This is a genomic window from Actinomadura rayongensis, assembly GCF_009831215.1.
GTDB lineage: Bacteria > Actinomycetota > Actinomycetes > Streptosporangiales > Streptosporangiaceae > Spirillospora > Spirillospora rayongensis.
Genome location: NZ_WUTW01000014.1, coordinates 1 through 19,908, shown reverse-complemented (window position 1 = coordinate 19,908; position 19,908 = coordinate 1). Strand labels below are relative to the sequence as shown.

The 19,908-nt window shown below is 73.0% G+C and carries 20 protein-coding genes, 1 rRNA gene and 1 pseudogene; 12 read left to right on the top strand and 10 right to left on the bottom strand.

Annotation, left to right across the window (positions count from 1 at the left end; translation table 11 throughout):
• Nucleotides 1–66: 66 nt before the first annotated feature.
• Nucleotides 67–1,959, bottom strand: a complete 1,893-nt coding sequence (locus tag GQ466_RS30520) for an ATP-binding SpoIIE family protein phosphatase (protein WP_337193685.1) — start codon at nt 1,957–1,959, stop codon at nt 67–69.
• 212 nt (nt 1,960–2,171) lie between these two features.
• Entirely contained in the window at nt 2,172–3,026 is an 855-nt protein-coding gene (locus GQ466_RS30515) for a spermidine synthase (protein ID WP_161106554.1), read from the bottom strand.
• 92 nt (nt 3,027–3,118) lie between these two features.
• On the opposite strand from GQ466_RS30515, the gene GQ466_RS30510 reads away from it, so the two are divergent.
• Both GQ466_RS30510 and GQ466_RS30505 read left to right on the top strand, forming a co-directional pair.
• Nucleotides 3,119–4,150: an MBL fold metallo-hydrolase gene (locus tag GQ466_RS30510; protein WP_161106553.1), complete on the top strand. Its 1,032-nt coding sequence runs from the start codon at nt 3,119–3,121 to the stop codon at nt 4,148–4,150.
• A 90-nt stretch (nt 4,151–4,240) separates the two neighbouring features.
• Entirely contained in the window at nt 4,241–4,867 is a 627-nt protein-coding gene (locus tag GQ466_RS30505; protein WP_161106563.1) for an MSMEG_1061 family FMN-dependent PPOX-type flavoprotein, read from the top strand.
• 39 nt (nt 4,868–4,906) lie between these two features.
• Here the strand turns inward: GQ466_RS30505 and GQ466_RS30500 are convergent, their stop codons facing one another.
• Complete coding sequence (locus GQ466_RS30500; protein WP_161106552.1) at nt 4,907–5,092, bottom strand: DUF5302 domain-containing protein; 186 nt, start codon at nt 5,090–5,092, stop codon at nt 4,907–4,909.
• A 135-nt stretch (nt 5,093–5,227) separates the two neighbouring features.
• On the opposite strand from GQ466_RS30500, the gene GQ466_RS30495 reads away from it, so the two are divergent.
• On the top strand, nt 5,228–6,562 hold the full coding sequence (locus tag GQ466_RS30495) for a cytochrome P450 family protein (RefSeq protein ID WP_161106551.1): 1,335 nt from the start codon (nt 5,228–5,230) through the stop codon (nt 6,560–6,562).
• A 57-nt stretch (nt 6,563–6,619) separates the two neighbouring features.
• Entirely contained in the window at nt 6,620–7,042 is a 423-nt protein-coding gene (locus GQ466_RS30490) for a DUF2795 domain-containing protein (protein WP_161106550.1), read from the top strand.
• Here the strand turns inward: GQ466_RS30490 and GQ466_RS30485 are convergent.
• The 3 genes from GQ466_RS30485 to murA form a co-directional block, all read right to left on the bottom strand.
• Nucleotides 7,015–8,517, bottom strand: a complete 1,503-nt coding sequence (locus GQ466_RS30485; RefSeq protein ID WP_161106549.1) for an FAD-dependent monooxygenase — start codon at nt 8,515–8,517, stop codon at nt 7,015–7,017. The two genes, GQ466_RS30490 and GQ466_RS30485, sit on opposite strands and share 28 nt — an antisense overlap.
• A 65-nt stretch (nt 8,518–8,582) precedes the next feature.
• Nucleotides 8,583–9,335, bottom strand: coding sequence for a UTRA domain-containing protein (locus tag GQ466_RS30480; protein ID WP_161106548.1), 753 nt, complete (start codon nt 9,333–9,335; stop codon nt 8,583–8,585).
• 52 nt (nt 9,336–9,387) lie between these two features.
• Nucleotides 9,388–10,689: a UDP-N-acetylglucosamine 1-carboxyvinyltransferase gene (gene murA, locus GQ466_RS30475; protein WP_161106547.1), complete on the bottom strand. Its 1,302-nt coding sequence runs from the start codon at nt 10,687–10,689 to the stop codon at nt 9,388–9,390.
• A gap of 86 nt (nt 10,690–10,775) precedes the next feature.
• On the opposite strand from murA, the gene GQ466_RS30470 reads away from it, so the two are divergent.
• The 5 genes from GQ466_RS30470 (at nt 10,776) to GQ466_RS30450 (ending at nt 16,785) form a co-directional block, all read left to right on the top strand.
• Nucleotides 10,776–12,083: a helix-turn-helix domain-containing protein gene (locus GQ466_RS30470; RefSeq protein WP_161106546.1), complete on the top strand. Its 1,308-nt coding sequence runs from the start codon at nt 10,776–10,778 to the stop codon at nt 12,081–12,083.
• Between the two features lie 182 nt (nt 12,084–12,265).
• Nucleotides 12,266–14,293, top strand: a complete 2,028-nt coding sequence (locus GQ466_RS30465) for a hypothetical protein (protein ID WP_202421343.1) — start codon at nt 12,266–12,268, stop codon at nt 14,291–14,293.
• Entirely contained in the window at nt 14,290–15,552 is a 1,263-nt protein-coding gene (locus GQ466_RS30460; RefSeq protein ID WP_161106545.1) for a hypothetical protein, read from the top strand. Before GQ466_RS30465 ends, GQ466_RS30460 begins: the two co-directional genes overlap by 4 nt.
• Nucleotides 15,530–16,324, top strand: a complete 795-nt coding sequence (locus tag GQ466_RS30455) for a 3-oxoacyl-ACP reductase FabG (RefSeq protein ID WP_161106544.1) — start codon at nt 15,530–15,532, stop codon at nt 16,322–16,324. Before GQ466_RS30460 ends, GQ466_RS30455 begins: the two co-directional genes overlap by 23 nt.
• 29 nt (nt 16,325–16,353) lie before the next feature.
• On the top strand, nt 16,354–16,785 hold the full coding sequence (locus tag GQ466_RS30450) for an NUDIX hydrolase (RefSeq protein WP_161106543.1): 432 nt from the start codon (nt 16,354–16,356) through the stop codon (nt 16,783–16,785).
• Between the two features lie 126 nt (nt 16,786–16,911).
• Here GQ466_RS30450 and GQ466_RS30445 read toward each other — a convergent pair whose 3' ends face one another.
• The 3 genes from GQ466_RS30445 to GQ466_RS30435 form a co-directional block, all read right to left on the bottom strand.
• Nucleotides 16,912–17,100, bottom strand: a complete 189-nt coding sequence (locus GQ466_RS30445) for a DUF397 domain-containing protein (RefSeq protein ID WP_161106542.1) — start codon at nt 17,098–17,100, stop codon at nt 16,912–16,914.
• A gap of 61 nt (nt 17,101–17,161) precedes the next feature.
• Complete coding sequence (locus tag GQ466_RS30440) at nt 17,162–17,317, bottom strand: DUF397 domain-containing protein (RefSeq protein WP_337193684.1); 156 nt, start codon at nt 17,315–17,317, stop codon at nt 17,162–17,164.
• Nucleotides 17,318–17,336: 19 nt separating this feature from the next.
• Nucleotides 17,337–18,185 (bottom strand): helix-turn-helix domain-containing protein, encoded by an 849-nt coding sequence (locus GQ466_RS30435; protein WP_161106540.1) that lies wholly within the window; start codon nt 18,183–18,185, stop codon nt 17,337–17,339.
• 95 nt (nt 18,186–18,280) lie between these two features.
• Here GQ466_RS30435 and GQ466_RS30430 point away from each other — a divergent pair, with 95 nt between their 5' ends.
• The 3 genes and pseudogenes from GQ466_RS30430 to GQ466_RS32145 form a co-directional block, all read left to right on the top strand.
• A complete protein-coding gene (locus tag GQ466_RS30430; protein ID WP_161106539.1) occupies nt 18,281–18,691 on the top strand; it encodes a hypothetical protein in 411 nt (136 codons plus the stop codon).
• 1 nt (nt 18,692) lies between these two features.
• Complete coding sequence (locus GQ466_RS30425) at nt 18,693–19,253, top strand: hypothetical protein (protein ID WP_161106538.1); 561 nt, start codon at nt 18,693–18,695, stop codon at nt 19,251–19,253.
• A 97-nt stretch (nt 19,254–19,350) separates the two neighbouring features.
• Nucleotides 19,351–19,533 (top strand): annotated as a pseudogene (locus GQ466_RS32145) (helix-turn-helix domain-containing protein); the annotation flags it as partial.
• Between the two features lie 299 nt (nt 19,534–19,832).
• Here the strand turns inward: GQ466_RS32145 and rrf are convergent.
• Nucleotides 19,833–19,908, bottom strand: a 5S ribosomal RNA gene (gene rrf, locus GQ466_RS30415); the annotation flags it as partial.

Genomic DNA, 19,908 nt, shown 5'->3' with positions numbered 1-19,908 from the left:
TCCGCGCCCCGGACATCGTCCTTTTCCGAAATGGCCGAACAAGTCGCCGGACGCCCATTCCGGCATTCACCGCAGCGGCAGCTCGCACCAGACGGCCTTCCCGCCCGGCGTACAGCGCACGCCCCACCGGCTCGACAGCCGCGCGACCACCTGGAGGCCCCGGCCGCCGTCGGCGAAGACGTCCTCGCCCGCCCGGACGCGCGGCTGCCCGTCGGCGGAGTCGAACACCTCCAGCACGAGCCCGCCCTCGCGGATGAGCCGCAGCGTGATCGGCCCGCCCGCGTGCCGGTAGGCGTTGGTGACCAGCTCCGACGCCAGCAGGACGGCCGTGTCGGCGAGCGCGGCGAGGCCCCAGCGGCGCAGCCGCTCGCGGACGAGCCCGCGGGCGCGGCGCGCGGCGGCGGGCTCGGCGGGCAGCGGGAACGCGACGTGGTCCTCGGCGGGGATCCGGTGCAGCCGGGCGAGCAGCATCGCGATGTCGTCGCGCTGGCGGTCGTCGAAGACGCCGTCGAGGGCTTCCCGGCACAGCTCGTCCAGGTCCACGCCGCCCCGGTCGAAGACGGCGCGCAGCCGGTCGAAGCCCACGTCGATGTCGCGGGCGCGGTGCTCCACGAGCCCGTCGGTGTAGAGGAACAGCAGGGTGCCGTCGGCGACGGGGAACTCGCGGCTGACGACCGGGCCGTCGCCGATCCCGAGTGGCGGGGCGGGCGGGACGTCCAGGTACGCGGCGGGCGAGCCCGGCGCGGCCAGCAGCGGCGGCGGGTGCCCGGCGCTCGCGACCTCGCACCGGCCGCTGACCGCGTCGTACACGACGTAGGCGCAGGTCGCGAAGTGCGGTTCGCGCTCGCCGAGGGTGCGCATCAGGGCGTCCAGCCGCTCCAGCGCCTCGCCGGGCGGCAGGTCGAGGGCGGCGAGGGTCTGGATCGCGGTGCGCAGCCGTCCCATCGTGACGGCCGCCCGGACGCCGTGCCCCGCGACGTCCCCGACGACGAGCGCGACCCGCGCGCCCGGCAGCGCGATGGCCTCGTACCAGTCGCCGCCGACCTCGATGAGCCGGCCGCCGGGCAGGTAGCGGTGCCGGACGTCCACGGTCGCGGGCGCCGACAGGTCGGTCGGCAGCAGGCTGCGCTGGAGCGTCAGCGCCGTCGCGCGCTCGCGCCCGTACCGGTGGGCGCACTCGACGAGGATCGCGGCGCGGCTCGCGAACTCCATGCCGACCTCGACGTCGTAGGCGTCGAACGGGCGGTGCGCGGGCGTCCGGATGCACACGAAGAACCCGAGCAGCCCGCCCGCGTCGGTGATCGGCAGCAGGAGCAGGGAGGCGCCCTTGAACAGGTCCGCGACGGGCGGACGCCGCCACTCGGCGGCCAGCCGGACGGCGCTCTCGGCGTCCAGCGTGACCCGCACCGGCTCGCCCGTCGCCAGGCACCGCGCGTACGGGCTGTCGCCCGGGTACACGACGGCCTCGCCGATGGGGAAGGCCGCGTCCCACGCCGAGTCGCCGTCGTCGGTGGCGAGCGCCATCCGCCGCATCGGCGGGACGCCCGCGGCGGGCGGCTCCTCGGGGTCGAGCACGCTCTCCAGCAGCAGCAGGGCCGCCGCGTTGCACAGGTGCGGGACGGCCACCTCGACCAGCCCGCGCGCGAGCAGGTCCAGGTCGAGGGTGGAGCCGAGGCGCGGCAGCGCGTCGTCCAGCAGGGCGCGGCGGACGAGCGCGGGGTCCACGAACCGCTCGGCGTGCGGGACGGGCACGCGGACGAGCGCGAGCACGGCGACCCCGGCGGGATCGGCGGCGTCGCTCAGCGGATGGAGCGTGACGACGGCCTCGTGCGCGCCGCCGGAGGTCTCGACGGCGAGCATGACGGTCCGCTCGCGCCCGCTGCGCACGGCCTCGCGCAGCGGCGCGCCGGCCCCGGCGATCACCTCGTCCAGCCGGACGCCCGGCTCGATTCGCAGCACGGCCGCCGCATTTCGATCGAACTGAAGCACCTTCCCCGACGAATCCATGCCGAGAATAAGAATCCGGGTGGACGACTCCATCACTCGATTATGGGACATCCCGTCCCGTTTTGCAGGACAAACCGGCTGGATCTGCCGCATAGAATTCGGTTCGCCGTTTCCGCTAACGCCGACAGACCGTCCGGGAACGGTCCATAAAGGACGGGCGCCGCTCAGAACGCCCCGAACACCCGTTCCGGCGGTTCCGGGGGCACGACGTCCGTCGCGGCGCGGATCGGGGCCGCGCCGCCGCCGAACGCGACGAGGTCGGCGCCGTCCACCAGCCGCGCCCGCGCGATCCCGCCCGCCGCGCGGCGCGCCAGCGCGTCGGCGGGCAGCGGCGCCCGCGACGCCGCCAGCACGATGTTCCCGAACCGTCGCCCGCGCAGCACGCCGGGGTCGGCGAGCATGAGGACGTGCGGGAACACCTCCCGGACCGTCGCGGTGACCCGCCGCGCGAACGCCAGCCGCGTCCCGTCGGCGATGTTCATCAGGTAGACCCCGGCGGGCCGCAGCACCCGCGCGGCCTCGCGGGTGAACGCCTCGGTGACCAGCTCGGCCGGGACGGTCGCGTCCGCGAACGCGTCCAGCACCACGAGGTCGTCGGACGCGTCGGGGATCGCCGCGAGGCCCGTCTGCCCGTCGGTGATGCGGATCTTCACCCCGCGCACGCCCCGCAGCGGCAGCCGCTCGCGCACGAGCGCGACCAGCTCGGCGTCCGGCTCCAGCACGACCTGCCGCGAGCCGGGCCGGGTCGCGGCGAGGTAGCGGGGCAGCGTGCAGCCCGCGCCGCCGACGTGGACGGCGTCGAACGGCTCGCCCGGCAGGCCGAGGCAGTCCACGATGTCGCCGAGCAGCCGCATGTACTCGAAGTCCAGGTGGGTGGGGTCGGCGAGGTCCACGTACGACTGCGGGACGCCGCCGACGATGAGGACCCAGCCGCCGTCGCGGTCGGCGTCGCGCAGCAGCTCGGCCCGTCCGCCGCCCACCGGACGCAGGTCCGGGACGTTCCTGCCTCTGCGTGCCATGCCCCCACTCTAGGAGCCCCCGGCGGTCCGGCCGTCCGCCGGATGAAGTAGGTTCTGCCACGAACCGAACGACGTTCGAGAAGGGGGCCGCCGTGACACCGCCGCTCAGCGAGCAGCCCCCGGACTGGACGGAGCCGGGCGCGCACCCGGTCGTCCCGGGCGTCCACCGGATCCCGCTGCCGGTGCCCGTCCCGGGCCTGCACGCGGTGAACGTCTACGTGATCGACGACCCGTCAGGGCCGGTCGTCGTGGACTCGGGCTGGGCGTTCCCGGACGCCCGCGCCGCGCTGGATTCGGCGCTCGGGCTGCTCGGTCTGACGGCCGGGGACGTGTCGCAGTTCCTCGTCACCCACGCCCACATCGACCACTACTCGCAGGCCCTGAAGCTGCGCGAGGCGTTCGGGACGCGCGTGCGGATCGGCCGAGGCGAGGAGCCGTCGATCAAGGCGTTCAACGTCGCCGACCGCAGCCGCCGCCAGATCGAGCTGCTGCGCCGCTGCGGCGCCCCCGACCTCGCCGCCGAGATCGCCGCGCTGGACCGGGGCGGGGACCGCTCCATCGCCGACCCGCTCCCCGACGCCTGGCTGGACGACGGCGAACGCGTCGCCCTCACCGCCCGCGACCTGGACGTCCTCGCCACCCCCGGCCACACGCGCGGCCACGTCGTGCTGCGCGACGCCGCCGCCGGGCTGCTGTTCGCGGGCGACCACGTCCTGCCGCACATCAGCCCGTCGATCGGGCTGGAGCCCGAGCCCGAGGCGAGCCCGCTGCGCAGCTACCTGGACTCGCTGCGCCTCGTCCGGGACCTGCCCGACACGCTGCTGCTGCCCGCGCACGGCGGCGTCACCGGCAGCGTCCACACCCGCGTGGACGAACTGCTCGCCCACCACGAGGCGCGCCTGGACGCCGCCGCCGCGCAGGTCCGCGCCGGGAACACGACCGCGCTGGAGGTCGCGCGGGCGATGCCGTGGACGCGCCGCCGCCGCGCCCTGGACGACCTGGACCCGTTCAGCCGCATGCTCGCCGTCCTGGAGATCGGCGCGCACCTGGACGTCCTCACCGAGCAGCGGATCCTGGACGCGTCCGAGTCCGCCGGCGTCCGCACCTACGCCGTCCGCGCCTGACCGGCGGAGAACGCGGTGGACAGCGCGCGGCGGCGCCGACGAGGATGGACGGCGGACCGGCCGGACGGCCGGAGAAAGGGGCTCGTCCCGGTGTCCGACCCGGCCGAGATCACCTCGCCCGACGACCTGCGCGCACTGCTCGGCACGCCCAGGTCCCGCGCGCTGTCCAAAGAGCGCGTCGTCCTGCACGCACGCGACCGCGAATGGCTCGCCGCCTCGCCGTTCTGCGTCCTCGCCACCAGCGCCGCCGACGGCTCCTGCGACGCGTCCCCCAAGGGCGATCCGCCCGGCTTCGTCCATGTCGTGGACGACGCGACGATCGCCGTCCCCGAACGTCCCGGCAACCGCCGGGCCGACGGCTACCTCAACATCCTCGCCAACCCCCATGTGGGGCTGCTGTCGCTCATCCCCGGCCGCACCGAGACGCTGCGGATCAACGGCCGCGCGCGGCTGCTGCGCGACGCCCCCTACTTCGACCAGATGATCGTCAAGGGCCACCGGCCGGTCCTCGCGGTGGAGATCGCGATCGAGCAGATCTTCTTCCACTGCGCGAAGGCGTTCCTGCGCTCGGAACTCTGGAAGCCGGAGACCTGGCGGCCGGACGTGCTGCCGTCCCACGCCCGCCTGGTCAAGGACGTCCAGGCGACGCCCGAGTCGCTGGAGGAGCTGGAGCGCTACTACGGCGCCGGCTACGTCGAACGGCTCTACCAGCAGTGACGCGAGGGGCGGACCCGGGACGCGGGTCCGCCCCGGCGATCAGCCGCTCTTGCGGCGGAACTGGCGCTGGTGGTCGGCGCGCTCGTGCGCCCCGCGCACCTTGCCGCCGCGCCCGCCGCCGGCGCCCTGCCGGTCCGCCGCGGCGCCGCGTTTGCGTTCCAGGGCCTCCCGGAACCGCTTCTTCAGCTCCTCCGGGCCGCCGTTGTCGTCGGTCGAATCGGCCATCGTGACCTCCGGGTGTCGTCGGATCGGGACACCAGCCTCGCACGCCCGGCGCCCCGCCGGACCGGCGCGGTGCCCGGCCGGGCATTTCGCGAGGAACTGATCACATCGCCCGGCCGTCCTCTAGAGTCGGCGTCGATGGAGCCACTGACGCCGGACGAACCGGCCCACCCCCCGCTCGCCCGGCTGGCCGTCGAACCGCTGCTCACCGGCGCGGGCGAGGCGCGGCACACGGCGTTCCACGACGATCTGCGCGCCCGCTACGGGCCCGTCGCCCCGGTGGACGCGGGCGGGGTGCCGGCGTGGCTCGTCCTCGGCTACCCGCAGATGCTCGACGTCCTGCGCGACGCGCGCGGCGTCTGGAGCAAGGACTCGGCCGCGTGGCGGGAGCGGGCGGGCGGGGTCCCGGCGGACTGGCCGCACGCCCCGCACGCGGCGGCGGGCGCGGCGCTGTTCGCCGACGGCGCCGCCCTGGACCGGCTGCGCGCCGCGTGGGCCGCCGCGCTCGCGGTGCTCCAGGACCGCAAGCGCCCCGAGGCGCGGGCGCTGGAACGCGGCGTGGCGCGGGACGCCGACGAGCTGATCACCGCGCTCGTCCGGGCGCACGGCGGGACGGGCGTCGCCGACCTCGCGAACGGGTACGCGCGCCCGCTGGCCCTGCGCGCGACGCTCCGCCTCCTGGACCTATCGGACGACCTGAGCACCGACCTCGCCGCCGTGCTGGCCGAGGGCCCGGACGCCCCCGAGGCCGCCGAACGGGTCCACGCCGCCGTCCGGGAGCGATGCGCGCAGGAGAAGCGCGGCATGGACCTGGCCTCGGTCCTGCACGCCGCCGACCCGACCCTCACCGCCGACGAGCTGGCCGCCGAGGCGATGCTCGCCGTCCGGTGGGTCGGCGGGCACACCGGCGCGCTGATCTGCTCGACGATCCTGGAGGCGTCCGGGGAGGGCGCGGGCTCGGCGGGCGGGCTGCTCCCCGAGGCCGTCAACCGGGCGGCGCTGCACGCTCCCCCGGCGTCCTACCTGACGTTCCGCTGCCCCCGCTCGGACGTCCGCCTCGGCCGCTACCGCATCGCCGCGGGCGACCCGGTGCTGCTGTCGACGGCCGCCGCGCACGCCGACCCGTCGTTCGCCGGGGGGCTGCCCGCCGACGCCGTCCACAGCTCCCGCGCGCATCTGGCGTGGGGCGCGGGCCCGCACGCCTGCCTCGGCCGCGACCTGGCGACGGGCCTGGCCGTCCTCGCCGTGGAACGGCTCGCGGCGGCGCTGCCGGTGCTGCGGCCCGCCGTGCCGCGCGACGAGCTGGAGTGGCGGGCGACCCCGCTCGTCCTCGCCCCCCGCGAACTCCCGATGCGCTACGAGGCAGCGATCGACCCCGGCGCGGACGCCGATCCCGGCGCGGACGACGCCGATCCGTCGCCGCGCCCGTCCCGGCGCCGCCTGCGCCTGCCCCGCTGGAGCCGGGACGGCTGACGATTCAGCCGCCCGTGACCGGGAAGGGGGTCGCACCTGACGGAAGGAGGACCCCCAATGGGCGAGCAGCAGACCGGCAAGCACGGCCCCCAGCTCGACGACGAGCTGGAGCGCGAGACCCGCGGCATGGTGACCGGCGGGCACCCCACGCACGCCGAGGAGTTCAAGGAGACCGAGCCCTTCTCCGACGACGCCGTCTGGGATCCGGCCGCGCGACCCGACCCGACGCAGCCCGCGGACCTGACGAGCGGTTCGCCGCCCGGCATGACCAACGCCGACGTCGACCAGCGCAGCGCCCTGGCGCGGATGCTGACGGGCGTCCGCTACCCGGCCTATCCCGACGACCTCCTGGCCCACATCGGCCCCGACGCGCCCGACGCGGCGGCCGAGAGCCTCGCCGACCTGCCGGACCGGCCGTACGAGAACCTCGCCGACATCGCCGAGGAACTCGGCTACGGCCGGGAGGACCACCGGTTCTGACCCGCCGGGGCCGCCGCCGGGCCGGCCCAGGCGGCGAGCGCGTCGCGGACCTCGGCGGCCCGCGCGTCCGGTGACGTCTCGCTCGTCGCCCACGCGATGTGGCCGTCCGGCCGGACGAGCACGGTCGCGCGCGTCCGGCCGCCCGCGACGGCGTACCGGACGCGGCCCGCCCAGCGCTGCTCCACCAGGTAGCCGAGCGCGGGGTCGTCGGCGGCGGCGACCAGGACGAACGTCCCGTCGCGCAGCGCCTCGAACAGCCGTCCGGCGCCGCGCGCCAGCGGAACGTCCGGCGCGCGGCGGCCGGTGAGCGGGTGCGTCCCGCGCGGCGCCGGGTAGGCGGTGGCGAGCCCGGACGCGACCAGCGCCGCCCGCCGCCGCACCGGCGGCAGCGCGGCGGCGCGCACGATCAGGGGCCGGGCCGCGCGCATCGCGGGCGACCGGGCCAGCAGCATCCGCATCAGCGCGCCCGTCCCGGCGACGACCTGGCGCCCGATCGGGTGGCGTTCGGCGTGGTAGCCGTCCAGGAGCGTGTCGGGGGCGTGGCCGCGCACGACGGCGGCGAGCCGCCAGGCGAGGTTGGCGGCGTCGTGCAGGCCGATGTTCATGCCCTGCCCGCCCACCGGCGAGTGGACGTGGGCGGCGTCGCCCGCGAGCAGCACCCGCCCCACCCGGTAGCGCGGGACCTGCCGTTCGTCGGTGCTGTACCGGGAGGTCCAGCGCGCCTCGGCCAGCCCGAAGTCGGTGCCGTGCGCGGCGCGGAGGGCCTTGCGCAGCTCGTCCAGGTCGACGTCGTCGGTGCCGGCCGCCTTGTCCTCGGCGCTCCACGCGACCGCGCGGTACCAGCCGTCGCCGAACGGGACGATCACGGCGAACACGTTCCGTGCCACGCCGAAGTGGAAGATCTCCTGCGGCTCGTCGCGGAGCCGGACGTCGGCGAGCATCACCGAGCGCGCGGCGGACGTCCCGCCGAACGGCAGGCCCAGCGCCGCGCGGACCGTGCTGTGCGCGCCGTCCGCGCCGACCGCGTAGGCGGCCCGGTGGACGCCGGTCGTCCCGTCGGCCGTCCGGACGTGGACGGCGACGCCCTCGGCGTCCTGCCGCAGCCCGGTCACCTCCACGCCCTCCTGGAGGCGTGCCCCCGCCGCGACGGCCCGGTCGCGCAGGACGCGGTCGGTCTCGTACTGCGGCGTGATGAGGACGAACGGGAACCGTCCCGGCAGATGCGACAGATCAATCCCGACGTGCCCGAAGAACCGGATCTGCCCGACGCGCCGCCCGGTGCGCACCAGATCGTCCGCGATCCCGCGCATGTCGAAGAGTTCGAGCGTCCGCGCGTGGACGGCGAACGCCCGCGTCAGCTCCGACGGCCCCACCCGCCGTTCCAGGACGGTGACGTCCACGCCCGCCGCGGCGAGATCGCCCGCCAGCAGCAGCCCGGTCGGCCCGGCCCCCACGATCACCACGTTCTCCGGCATGCGCGTCCCTCCCTCGTCCCGTCGGGGAGGTCATGCCCAGCGCGGGGCGCGGCGAACGCGCGACGTCAGCGCGGACGCCAGTCGCCCGGCCCGTGACCTCGCGGTTCGAGCCCGAGATGGATGCGGTACCGGTCGGCGCGGTAGGTCGCGGTGGCCACTTCGACGCACACGTCCCGGCTGAACGTGCGCTGGAGGAGGAAGAACACGGCGCTGCCCGGCGCGACGCCGAGCAGCCCGGCCTCGTCGGCCTCCACCGGCCCGGCCTCGATCGTCTGCTCGCCCGCGTCCAGGACGATCCCGTAGTCCTCGGCCAGCACCGCGAACAGCGACCGGTCGGACACGCCGCCGTCCAGCAGCCCCGGCGCGAGCGACGCGAGGATGCAGGACTTCTCGACGGCCATGGGCTCGTCGTCGGCGAGCCGCAGCCGCTCGATCTGGTGGACGGGCGCGCCCGGGTCGGCGCCGAACAGCCGCGCCAGCCGCGCGTCCGCCGGGACGGTCCGCGCGCCGAGCACCTTGGACGCGGGCCGCAGCCCCCGCGCCCGCATGTCCTCGGTGAACGACACCAGCTCTTTGGGCATCTGCACCTTGGGACGCGCGACGAACGTCCCCTTGCCGGGAATGCGGCGCAGCCGGTCCTCGGCGACGAGCTGGTCGACCGCCTGCCGGACCGTCATCCGCGACACCCCGAACCGCCGGCACAGCTCCCGCTCGGACGGGACGGGCGCGTTCACCGGCAGGCGCTCCTGCTCGATCAGCTCCAGCAGGATCGCGCGGAGCTGGAGGTACTTCGGCTGGGGGCCGTCGGCATGGATCACCCCCCATACATATCCGATCCGGCCGCCGTCCGGCGCGCCGGACGCGGGCCGGTCAGCGGGCGCGCAGGTTCAGCCCCAGCTCGCGGAACTGCTCGACCGGACGGTGGTAGCCGCGCTCGATGTGATGCACGCCCCGCAACGTCGACGGCCCCTCCGCCACGGCGGCGGCGAGGACGGCCGAGAAGCCCGCGCGGATGTCCGGCATCGTCACGTCCCCGCCGCGCAGCTTGCTGACCCCCCGGACCACGGCCGAGTGCCGCGCCCCGGTGTCGTGGTACCGGCACGCCGGCCCGCCAAGACACGTGTCGTAAACCTCGATCTCGGCCCCCATGCTCTGAAGCGCCGGGACGTAGGCGAGCCGGTTCTCATAAACCGTCTCATGCAGCACGGACATGCCGTCCGCCTGCGTGAACAGGACCATGAGCGGCGTCTGCCAGTCCGTGGCGAACCCGGGGTGCGTGTCGGTCTGGACGGCGGCGGGCAGCAGCCCCTCGGGCGCCGACGCCATGATCCAGTCGTCGGTGATCTGGAACCGCGCGCCCATCCGCGCGAGCGTCGTGATCGGCGTGACGAGCCGGTCCTGGGCGCACCCGTGAACCCGGACTTCCCCACCCGTGACAAGCCCGGCCACGAGGTAGGAGAAGGCCTCGATCCGGTCCCCGCCGAGCCGCGTCTGCGCCCCGCCGAGCCGCTCCACGCCCTCGATGACGATGCGCCGGTCCGGACTGAACGAGATCCGCGCCCCCATCCGCTGGAGGAACAGCGCCAGCTCGGTGATCTCGGGTTCCGTGGCCGCATTGCGGATGACGGTCTTCCCCTGCGCGAGCACAGCCGCCAACAAGACGGTCTCAGTGGCCCCGACGCTCGGATAGGGCAGCTCGATACGCGTCCCGACAAGCCGCTTGGCACGAGCATGAATGCCGTCAGCGGCGAGCGTGACCTCGGCCCCGAACGCCCGCAGCGCGTCCACATGGAAGTCGACAGGCCGTCGCCCGATCGGATCCCCGCCGACAAGCGGCACGAACGCCTCACCAGCACGATGCAGCAGCGGACCGAGCATCAGAATCGGAATCCGATTGAGCCCCGTGAACGCCTTGGGCACGTTCGGCTCGACAACATCGCCGGGCACGAGCGTGATCTCATCCCCGGAACGCTCCACCGTAGTCCCAAGGTTCTCCAGCATCGCCGCCGTGATCCCGACCTCGCCCACGTCGGGCGTGTTCCGGATCGTGCTGGGCTCGCTGCCGAGCATGGCCGCGACCATGTGCTTGCTGACAGCGTTCTTGGCTCCCCGCACCGTGACGTCGCCACGCAGCGGCCCGGACGGTTCGATCTCCCACAGCTTGTCAGTCACCCGAACCACCCTACGGCGCCCCCACCAACACGCCAACCGCCCCCGAAAACACGCGAAGACAGCGGGAACCGGCGACGCTGGGAACCGTGACGGGTTCACCACGGTCGGCCGGCTTAGCCGGCGAGATGAGTCGCGGGCAGGTCATTCGTACCGAGCGGACGCGGCTCGGGTGGTCGCAGAAAGAGTTCGGGGCGCGGATGAGCTGCGCGGCGTCCACGGTGTCGCGGTGGGAGACCGGTGCCGCCGACCGGCTGGACCTAGCGACGTTACGGCGGATCGCGGTGGTTCTGGGAATCGCGCCGGAGCGCCTTGGTGTGGCCGCTACGGTGGCCGGTGATCAGACGGCCGGTGCGAGGGATGACGAAGAAGTGCGACGACGTCGGCTGCTGACCCTGGCGGCGACCGCCGCAGCCGCGGCGGTCCCCCCAGCCCACGGTCTCCGGGGTTCCGGGTCGCGCGACGGTGGTGATCGTCCAGGTACCGGGCTGGCTGCGCGGATCGGTGACGCGCTGCTGGGAACCGGCGCCGGGCTGATCACGGTCGCGCCGGACCGGATGCGGCCTGCGTTGGCCGCGGCGATCGCCGACTACGACGCGAGCCGGTTCGGGCGCTTGGAGCACGGGCTCCCGCGGCTGGTCCACAGCGTCCAGATGGCTGTTTCTGCGGCAGATCTGGCGGCGGAGACCTACATCTTGACGACGCGGGTGCTGACCAAACTCGGCGACGAACTGGCGTGGGTCGCCGCTGACCGTGCGGTGCTTTCCGCACGGTTGTCCGGTCGGCCGCTGCTGGTGGCCGAGGCCGCGCGGGTGCAGGCGGTGCTGGCGCGGCGCGCGGGCCGGTTCACGCAAGCGACCGATCTGGTGATGGCCGCAGCCGACGGTGAGGTGCTGCGCGGTCATGCGTCCGCGCTGGTGGCCGAGCGGGGACTGCTGGTGATGAGCGCGGCGTATACGGCGGCGCATGCCGGTGACCGGGCGGGGATGCGGGAACTCACCGCGCAGGCCGACGCGCTGGCGCGGGAGGCGGGCGGCGGAGTGTTGCTGCGCGATCATGGCGGCGGATTCGGGCCGGGGGCCGTTGCGCTGCACCGGATTTCGGCCGAGTACACCGCCGGGGATCCGTCGGCGGCGGTGGCGGCGGCCCGCCGGATCGCGCCGGCCCGTCTGCCGACGGTGGAGCGGCAGGCCCGGTACTGGGTCGATGTCGCACGCGCGTACGCCATGTGGGGCCGTCGGGAGGAGACGTTGTCGGCATTGCTTCGCGCTGAGCGGGCCGCCCCCGAGGAAACTCGCGCGCGACCTGCGGCGCAAGCCTTGGTGTGGGGGCTGCTCGCGCAAGGGCGCACGTTGCCGGGTCTGCGCGAGCTGGCCTTTCGGTGCGGCCTCCGCTGAGCTCTCGTCCCTTTCACCCCTGTTCTGTTCCTGCTCCCGGCCTCGCCCTAACACCTGGGAGGCGGGTCGACAAGTGCGTGTGCATGATCCGCACACGGTGTGCGCGGGACGCAGGAATCGGTCCGGCGGAGGCGCGGGTCTGGCTGGGTGGAGTCGTTCGCTCCGACTTCGTGGAGGTCCGCATGCACGATCGTGCGCCTGCGGTGACGACGACCCGGCTCACCGACCCGACCTTCGACCCGGCAGCTCCCGGCCCGCGGCTCGCCCGTCCGGCGTGGGGGGCGGGAACCGACGCGCCGCTGACCATCGCGCTCAGCGGCCCGGACAACACCGGCAAGACCACCCAACTGCGGGTGCTCGCACGCCGCCTCACCGCGCGTCACGCCACTTTGACCGGCCCACTGGAGGACTTCGATCCGCGCTGGACGGTCGTCCGTTCTCAAGGCATGAGCCGGTGGTGGTTCCAGGACGCGCCCGTCCACGAGGTCGCCGACGTTCTGGCCTGCTCCTACCTGGCCCGTTCCCGCACGCCGGTCGCGACGTCGCTCCGGCTCGTCGACCGCGGGGTCATGATGCTGGAGGCGTCGCTGGCGGCCACCGTCGGCGTGCGAGAGAACCTGGACGTCCGGCGCGCCGCCGACCGAGCCGTCGCACTGCTGAAACCGTACGCCGAGGACCTGCGACGCGCGCAGGCCGGTGAGCACGGCATCGTGCTCCTGCACGACGTCGACGCGGCGGCCGGGACGGTGCGGAGCCTGGCGCGCGAGCGGGCGGTGTCGTCCCGGTACGCGGCCTACCAGCGGCAGCTCCACGACCACGTTCACCGGCTGATCGAACGCGACCGGCACACCGCTGTGGTCGTCGGCGACCGGTCGGTGCTGGCCGTGCAGGACGAACTGCGCGCCCTCCTCGCGGGAGGCCACCCGGTTCTCCCGGACGGCGCGCTGCGCGATGTTCAGCTCGTCGCGCTGGGCGGTCTGTCGGAGTCGGGCAAGAGCACGGCGGGCGAGTACCTGCGGACCCGGCACGCCTACGCACGCCTGAAGATCGGCTGGCTGATCCGGACCGCCGCCGACCTGGCCGATCTCGCCGACCCGTACGCCTGCACACCGCAGGTCCAGGCCGAGTTACTGGTCGACGCCCTCGACCGGTACTGCGCCGCTCACCCCTACCTGGATCGGGTGACGATCGAATCACTGCACCGGTTCGAAGCGACGGCTGAGCTCCGACGGCTGCTCGGGAAGCAGCTCACCGTCCTCTACCTCGACGCCCACGCCGACGTGCGCGCCGCACGCGGCACGGCGGGTCCCGGCGACGTCGCCGAGCGCGACATCGTCAAGAGCGAGCGCGGCGCGGCGCGCGTCGCCGACCTGGCCGACGAGGTCATCGACAACAACCGATCATCGGTCGCCTTGCGGCACCGCCTGGACCAGATCGCGTTGGCGGCGCGATGGCCGCTGCGGCGCCCGGTGCCGATCGCGGTCGGGGAGCTGGGACTGCCCGTACGGCTGGCGGCCTACCTGACGGCGTTGCTGGACCAGGTCACCGGTGAACCCGCCGCTGTTGACCTCCTGGCCGTCACCGGGTCGGGAGCCCGCAGGACCTACCGGGACGGCTGGAGCGACCTGGACGTGTTCGTCGTCGCCGAACCCGCCGGCCTGCCGCGGCTGCGCCAAGCCCTGGACGACCTGCGCGACGGGTTGGGCGGCGTCAAGCTCGGCGTGACGGCCGTGACCGCCGCCGAGTGCCGTAGCGCGGCGATCACTCCCCGCCTGCTGCACGTGCTGACCCTGCTCGGCGACGGCGACTACGCGCCGCTGTGGTGCCGTCCCGGGCTGTCGCTGCCCGCGCCCTCGCCCGCCGACGACGCCGCCGCGAGCGCGGCCGACGCCGCGTCGGCCGCGATCGAGATCCGCCGCCAGCTCCTGCACGGCGCACCGGACCTGCGCAAGCTCTACAAGACCACTGCGCTGCTGGCCAAGCTGATCCTGCGGATCCTCGGCACCTCCCAGCGCGAACACGAGAACGACGACAGCGCGCTCGTCGCGCTCCTGCACGACGAGCCGCAGAACGGACCGCACGACGCTGATCCCGGGCAGTGGGCTCAGCGGCAGCGGCAGGCCCGGACCGACCGCGCCACCGCCACGACGATGGCCACGCTCGTCCTCGACCGCTGGCTGTCGACCTTCCCCCAGGCGGGCCGCTCATGACCGCCGCCGGTTCGACCACCACGCCCGTCACCGCGTCGGATACCGGACGGGCCGTCGGCGGGCCGACTTTCAGCAAGCCGTTCCCCGACCTGCCCTCCGCGCTCAGCGAAGCGGCGGGATGGTGGCAGGTCGCCGGCCACCTGCCCGTCCCAGCCCTGCTTCACGCACCCCGGCCCGGCGACGGACCGCATCGGCAACCCGCGAACGCTGGTCGTTCGCCCGCCCACACCCTCGTGTACGAGGACGTGTTCGTCGGCCGACGATGCCAGAGCCTGCTCGGCGACCTCATCACCGCCGCCGACACCGACCCCGCGCCGACCGCCGTCCACAATGTCGTCGCCGCGATCGACGCGGTCTGCGACAGCTTCACCGCGGCCCTGTCCGCAACCGGCGAGATCGCGCGGCTGGAGGAGTGCGTGCCCGCGCTGTACGCCGACCGGATCCGTCCCGGAGGACGCATCGCGACCTGGTACCTGCGCGACCGCCTCACCATCCCCGACCCCCGCACCGGCAACCCGGTGGACGTCCGGGAACCACGCGAACTCGTCGTCAACGGCACCGTCCACCGGTGGGACCTGGCGGGCGCCATTGACGCGGCGCGACGTGCGCTGCGGCCCGGCGGACGGTGGGCCACCGCCCTCACTCAAGGCGATCCCACCGAACCCAACATCGCCTTCGGATCGCCCAAGACCCTGTGCTGGCTGGACTTCGAGCACGCCGGCCGCAACATCCTCGCCGGAGAGATCGCGACACTGCTCTGGTACCTGGTGGGCATGGGCGGCTGGCTCGTCCCGCTCTACCGGCCGGCCGTGTACGCCCGCACGCTGCATCGCTCGCCGCGCCCGACGCCGCCCACGGCTCAGGACGTCACGATCGCCTCCAACGGCCGGTGGCTGCGGATCCGCTGTACCTGGCCGGTCGGCGCCGGCCGCGCAGCCGCGCTGGCGCGCTGGCGCGCTTCACCCAACGGCTCCGCGACGGCCTCGCCGCCGACGCCGGCCTTCACGCCGACGACTGGCTCACCGACATCCGCCACCTGCTGGCCGTCCGGATCCTCGGCGTCATCCCGCCCCGCGAACTGGCCGACGGCGACCTGCTCCTCCTGCTGGCCAGACTCGCCCAAACCCAGAACCCCGAAACCATGCACCGGTTCGCGACACCTGACCATGCCGGACCCGGCGCCTCGGCGACCGTTCACAGCGGGCGGCCCACCGCCCCATCCGCCCAGGCGCAGCGGTGACCGCGCCCGACCAGCATGACGCGCCTCTCGGGGCCGCGCCGCTGCGAGGCCGAACCGCGCTGGTCACCGGTGGTGCGACAGGCATCGGCGCGGCGATCTGCCGGGCGCTCGCCGCCGGCGGCGCCGACATCGCCATCGCTCACCACGACCAACCCGCCCGGGCGAACCAAGTCCTCGCCGACGTGCGCCGCGCCGGCCGCCACGCCCTCGCGCTCAGCGCCGACCTCACCGAACCCGACGCGGCCGAACGCCTCCACGCCGCCGCCGCGCGCGAGCTCGGGACCGTGGACATCCTGGTGAACTGCGCAGGCGCCTACCCCCGCATCGCGTGGAACCGTCTCGACGCCGCCGCGTGGGACCAGGCGATCGCGGTGAACCTCACCCTGCACTACCGGATGTGCCACGCTGTCACGCCGACCATGACCGAACACCGCTGGGGACGGATCATCAACATCGGCAGCATCACCGCACGAACCGGTCGCCGCGGTCTGGTCGCCTACGCGGCGGCCAAAGCCGGATTGCACGGGATGACCCGTTCGCTGGCGCGTGAACTCGGCGCGCACGGCATCACCGTGAACACCGTCGTGCCCGGGGCGATCCAGGTCCCCGCCGAAAACCTCCTCCCCGCCCACGATCGTGTGCCGCCCGCCGACCAGGTCCAGCGCCAATGCGTCCCCCGACGCGGACAACCCGAAGACGTCGCGGCGGCGGCGGCATTCCTCGCCGACCCGGCCGCCGGATTCATCACCGGCCAGACCCTGCACGTCGACGGCGGCCAACTCCTGCACTAACTCACGCTCCGCTCCACGGAAGGAACCGAATGCCCCACCGCGTGCGTGCCGTGCTCCTCACCCCGGCCGGAACGCTGCTGCTGATGAAACGCCTCAAGCCCGGGCAGCGCCCGTACTGGGTCGTCGTCGGCGGCGGTGTCGAGCCCAACGATGCCTCCCCCGAAGACGCGTTGCTCAGAGAGATCCGGGAAGAGGTCGGCGGATCCGCCACGATCCTCCGGCACCTGCACACCATCGACCGCGGCGACGAACGGCAAGACTTCTACCTCGCCGCGATCGACACCTGGTCCGCCGCCGACCGCACCGGACCAGAGTTCGACCGACCCGACCGCGGCGAGTACCTCCTGGAGGAAATCCCGGCGACCACGCAGGCACTGGACGCGCTCCACCTGCTACCAGAAGAGTTCGCCGTCACACTGCGCAACGCCGTCGAACACGGGGAACTGATCGCAGAACGGTAGTCCGAACCACCCTGCGGCGCCCCCACCAGCACGCCAACCGCCACGAAGCCAACGTTCCGCCACCCGAACAAGCAAAACGGGACCGGTCAGCAACCGGTCCCGTCCCAGCAGATGACGACGACGCCGTCAGCGCAGGCCGTGGCCCCCGGCCTTCACCTCAGCGACAAGGCGCCGAAACTCTCCGACCCGCACCGCAAGGTGTCCCGCATCCGGGGCCTTCGAGTCCCGCACCCCAACGCAAGACAACAGCGCAGCAAGCTCCACACAGTCGCCTCCTTGCGGGTTACTCCGACTGGACTTGCGCCACTGGATCATCGCGGGTGCCCTCCATCAATTTCTTGATCAACCGCCGGTCCGGGGAGGTGGCGGGACGCCGTCAGCGCAGGTCGTGGTCTCCCGCCTTTACCTCGGCGACCAAGCGGCGGAACTCGCCGACCCGCACCGCGAGGTGTCCCGCATACGGGGCCTTCGAGTCCCGGACGCCGACAGCGAGCGAGAGCGAAGCGAGTTCCACGCAATCCCTGTTCTCCATCCCGATGCTGCGACTGGACTTACGCCACTGAATCATCGCGGGTGCCCTCCATCATCTTCTTGATCAGCCGTCGTGAGGAGCCCGCCGGTAGCGCTTGCGCTCCGATGGATTCGTACCAGTTGGAGAACCGTTCGGTTTCCTGGACTCCTCTGGCAAGTCTCCCACCCCCGATCGCATCGGTATACACGAGATCAACTCCACCGACGGTCATGATCTTGAAGGTCCCGCCCAGCCCGGCGTGGGCGCCCTCCGCCTTCGAGACGATGCGGATCGAGACCTCTGGCAGGTCTGCCAGTTCGAGCAGGCGCTCCAACTGACCGCGCATGACCTCCGGTCCGCCGACCTGCCACTCAAGGACCGGCTCAGCGAGCAGAGCCCACACCTGTGGCGGATTGGGCCTGGTCAGCGCCGCCTGCCGCTCCATTCGCAGCTTGACATGCTTCTCGATGTCCTTGATCCCGTTCGCTGCGAACAGAGACCGCGCGTACTCGGGCGTCTGGAACAGGCCGGGGATGACCGCGCCCTCGTAAATGCGCAGAGTCTTCGCACGCGCCTCCAGCTCCAGGTGAGCCTTGAGCCAATCCGGGTCATGGCCGAGCGTGGCGTAGTAGACGAGCGTTCCGAACAGCCCGCCCAAATTCCACCCTTCGTCCACTTTGTCGGCTTGTTCGGGTGTCAGTTCAGCTTCACCGGCCTCCAGTCTGGAAATCGACGACCGGGAGCACCCAAGTCGCCGAGCGAGGATGTCGCCGGATTCGCCGTGCTGCATGCGGAAGAACCGCAGGTAGAACGCGATGGTCGCCCAGAGCGAGGTTCGGGGGTCGGGGGGTTCATTCACGGCACTTCCTCCAATGACCGGGATGATCATTTACCGGAACCGTCCAGGAACGTAGAGAAGCTACCTCAATTGCTGGACGCTGAGAAGCCTTAACCGGAACTTTCCCCGCGCTGGAGCGTGATCACATGGGGCTTCTGAGGCGTCGATCCAGACAAACGCTGACCAACCAGACCGAATCAATCTCCGGGTTCTACTCCGGAGTCAAAAAGGCCGACGCCGACAGTGCGGCGCCGATGATTCAGCATCACGAGCGCGCCGAGTACCTGGCGGCCCTCCAGCAGAAGATCAGCGCCCATCCGGGCGTGCAGAGCGCGTTCACGCACGTCAACACCTACCCGGTACTGCACGTATTCACAGTTGGGAACCAGAAGCGCGCGGTGCGGGTCATTGTGACCTACCGCGACGGCGACTGGTGGCTGTCCTGGGACCAGGTCGGCATACGCGCCCGCGAAACCGCCGAGGCCGCGCGGCTGCTCGCCGAGACCATGGCTCGCACGCTCCCCGACGCCCCACCGAACCTGCCGGGTAGCGCGTGACATGGCCGAACTGCTCACCCGCTCCGTGGCGCCCGCCGTCATGATCCCGCTCGCCGCCCAGGCGTTCGAGGACGTCATGCTCAACCGCCGGTTCCCGATGATGCGCATCAACCTCATCAGCGCGGTCGCCCAGTACGCCGCCAGAAAAGCGCTGCACGGCTCCCCGGACCGCCTTCCCGCCGACGAGGCCCTCAGCCTCGCGGCCGGCAAAACCGCCACCGCCTTCACGACCGTCCTCCGCGAGTTCGGCAGCACGCCGGGCACTACCGAGGCCATCGTCCGAACCGCCGCCGCCGACCTGGCCGAGGTCGTCCAGGAAGCCGCCGCCTTCATCCGCAGAGCGCGCGACATCGACACCGCGGCCGAGCCCGGAGGAACGCTCTACATCCCGACCGGCGACTTGGACGAAGCCGCCGCCGATCTGGCCGCAGCACTCGCCGATCAGACCGAAGCCGACCTAGCCACCCTCCGCACCGCGTCACACACACCGATCAACGGACGCCACCCCGAAGACGACCCCGACAGCGAGCCGGACGACGCCGACCCGCCGACGGCCAACTGACCCGGCTGACCCTGCACAGCGGCAGCCGCCATAGACCCCTCCGCGCCGACGCTCGGAGGTTCACCATCAATCCAGAACGAGAATCGGAACGACGACCATGACCAAGCAGCCCGAAAACCCCCAGCAGCAGCCGACCCTCTACACGCCGGCCGAGGTCGCCAACTTCTTCCGCGTCGACCCCAAGACCGTCACCCGCTGGGCCAGGACCGGGACGCTCAATCCCGTGACGCTTCCGTCGGGGCACCGGCGCTACCACGCCTCCGAAATCCACCGCCTCCTCCAGGTCGGCAACGCCCCCGACGACATGCCGGCCGACGACGGCGCCGACGTCACGCCCGCCGCCAACCCCCGCGCCAACGCCATCCTCAACGCCGTCATCCGCGACTACTTCGACGGCGACCCCAGCGCGCTCATCAAGGCCGTCCGCGACGGACTCGGCTGACCACCCCGCCCGGCGCCAGCCGGGTGAAGCGTTCCTACTAAACAAAAAGGGCCCCGCCGTCCGGCGGGGCCCATCCAAAAAGCCTCTAGAAATGCGTTGAGGGCCGCCCCCGAAGGGACGGCCCTCAACCACTGTGAGTCCGGCGGTGTCCTACTCTCCCACACAGTCTCCCATGCAGTACCATCGGCGCTGAAAGGCTTAACTTCCGGGTTC

Excerpts from the sequence above, each read along its gene's own strand:
- GQ466_RS30485 (WP_161106549.1), bottom strand. The coding sequence starts at position 8,517 with ATGCCGGAGAACGTGGTGATCGTGGGGGCCGGGCCGACCGGGCTGCTG.
- GQ466_RS30435 (WP_161106540.1), bottom strand. The coding sequence starts at position 18,185 with ATGATCATCCCGGTCATTGGAGGAAGTGCCGTGAATGAACCCCCCGAC.
- GQ466_RS30495 (WP_161106551.1), top strand. The coding sequence starts at position 5,228 with ATGGAGCCACTGACGCCGGACGAACCGGCCCACCCCCCGCTCGCCCGG.
- GQ466_RS30515 (WP_161106554.1), bottom strand. The coding sequence starts at position 3,026 with ATGGCACGCAGAGGCAGGAACGTCCCGGACCTGCGTCCGGTGGGCGGC.
- GQ466_RS30450 (WP_161106543.1), top strand. The coding sequence starts at position 16,354 with ATGCCCCACCGCGTGCGTGCCGTGCTCCTCACCCCGGCCGGAACGCTG.
- GQ466_RS30490 (WP_161106550.1), top strand. The coding sequence starts at position 6,620 with ATGGGCGAGCAGCAGACCGGCAAGCACGGCCCCCAGCTCGACGACGAG.
- GQ466_RS30440 (WP_337193684.1), bottom strand. The coding sequence starts at position 17,317 with ATGGAGAACAGGGATTGCGTGGAACTCGCTTCGCTCTCGCTCGCTGTC.
- GQ466_RS30460 (WP_161106545.1), top strand. The coding sequence starts at position 14,290 with ATGACCGCCGCCGGTTCGACCACCACGCCCGTCACCGCGTCGGATACC.
- GQ466_RS30430 (WP_161106539.1), top strand. The coding sequence starts at position 18,281 with ATGGGGCTTCTGAGGCGTCGATCCAGACAAACGCTGACCAACCAGACC.
- GQ466_RS30465 (WP_202421343.1), top strand. The coding sequence starts at position 12,266 with ATGCACGATCGTGCGCCTGCGGTGACGACGACCCGGCTCACCGACCCG.
- GQ466_RS30425 (WP_161106538.1), top strand. The coding sequence starts at position 18,693 with ATGGCCGAACTGCTCACCCGCTCCGTGGCGCCCGCCGTCATGATCCCG.
- GQ466_RS30445 (WP_161106542.1), bottom strand. The coding sequence starts at position 17,100 with ATGATCCAGTGGCGCAAGTCCAGTCGGAGTAACCCGCAAGGAGGCGAC.
- GQ466_RS30500 (WP_161106552.1), bottom strand. The coding sequence starts at position 5,092 with ATGGCCGATTCGACCGACGACAACGGCGGCCCGGAGGAGCTGAAGAAG.